This window comes from Desulfobulbaceae bacterium (assembly GCA_015231515.1).
Lineage (GTDB): Bacteria > Desulfobacterota > Desulfobulbia > Desulfobulbales > VMSU01 > JADGBM01.
Window position 1 is genome coordinate 4,952 of record JADGBM010000138.1, and the last position, 1,455, is coordinate 6,406.

Annotated in this window: 2 protein-coding genes; both read right to left on the reverse strand. The window is 47.2% G+C overall.

The features are described from left to right. Positions 1-122 precede the first annotated feature (122 nt). Positions 123-725, reverse strand: coding sequence for a flavodoxin family protein (locus HQK80_14595; GenBank protein ID MBF0223428.1), 603 nt, complete (start codon positions 723-725; stop codon positions 123-125). A gap of 74 nt (positions 726-799) precedes the next feature. Continuing rightward, positions 800-1,228, reverse strand: a complete 429-nt coding sequence (locus HQK80_14600; protein ID MBF0223429.1) for a peptidylprolyl isomerase — start codon at positions 1,226-1,228, stop codon at positions 800-802. Positions 1,229-1,455 lie beyond the last annotated feature (227 nt).

Consider the following 1,455-nt stretch of genomic DNA (forward strand, 5'->3'; position numbering starts at 1 on the left):
GCTGAACTTTCCATCATCCACAATTCCTGTTTGGTGAGTGGAATGAACTCAAGCAATCGAGAGCAGTTGCTTATGAATTGTGGTGAGAGGTTCAAGGATCTCAGACTTGTTTGGTGCTGGCCTTAGGGCTTGTGCATCATCTGCGCGACTTCGCTCATGCGCCTGCCAAGATTTCTGGCAGTGCTAATGCCGGTTGTGTCCTTTTGATAGCCATCTGGATGGTTGGCCCAGGCGGCACCGCCAAAATGATCGCCGTCACCAACAATGATCATGTCGTGGATCATCATTGCTGCATGAACGGCCTGAATGGTTAACTCCTGCCCCCCGTTTCGTGAGCCGCCTACGGTTATTACGCCGCCGAGTTTATTTTTAAACATGAAGCCATTGCGCCTGAAAAGAACGGTCCGGTCAATAAAGGCTTTGGCTTGACTGGACATAGATCCCATATAAACAGGGGTTGCAACAATCCATCCTACGACGTCGGGATCAGAAAGCTTAGGAATAAGCGCTTGATAGTCATCCTGTTGGCTGCACTTAACGCCTTTTTTGCAGGTATCACAGGCAATGCAGCCATTGATTTTTAAGGGGGCAAGATCAATTAATTCGACCTCAAGGCTTTTTCCTGAGGCCGCAGCTGTTACTTGAATCTCATTAAGACAGTGTTCAAGTAGAAAATGAGTAGCTTTGTTTTTTCTAGCGCTGGCCGAAACGCCAATAATTTTAATTGTCACGGTTCACCTTTTGCTGAGTCAGAATTTGTGTTTCGAGAGAAATTTCTTAGTTCTTTACTGACGCCGTACTAGGCGATTGCGACGAGCTCAATATCGAAATTGAGTGCTTTGCCGGCCAGTGGCGGGTTGGCGTCCAGTGTCACAGATTTCTTGGTGACCTCAACAACTTCAACCACAATCAACTGACCTTCCGGGCCGCCCATCTGCAGTTTCTGTCCGATTTCCGGGTTGAGATCCGGCGGCACCTGATCAATGGGCACCGACATCACCATCTCTTCGTTTCGAACGCCATAGGCCTTTTCCGGCTCAATGTGAACAGTTTTGCTTTCGCCTATACGCATACCCGTAACACCTTCATCAAACCCAGGAATAACCTGGCCGCCGCCAAGGGTAAACTCAAGCGGATCGCGGCCCTCTGACGAGTCAAAAACGGTGCCATCGTCTAAAGTGCCGGTATAGTGGATTTTTACGGTGTCGCCATGCTGTGCTGCTGCCATGATACTTCTCCTCGAATGGTTTTTGTTATGACCTGTTCTTCGTGTGGTCTAATTAGTGTTTAACCGACGAACCTAATCACTGGGGCCAAAAGTTTCAATGGTGAAAATAAATTTAAATATCTCTTGACCGTTCTCGCCGGAAGCCCATAGAATAATTTTGTGGTACTCAAATCCCCAGTAAATAGTTGTTATCGACGGAACAAAACAAGCAATTAGTAAACATTTTA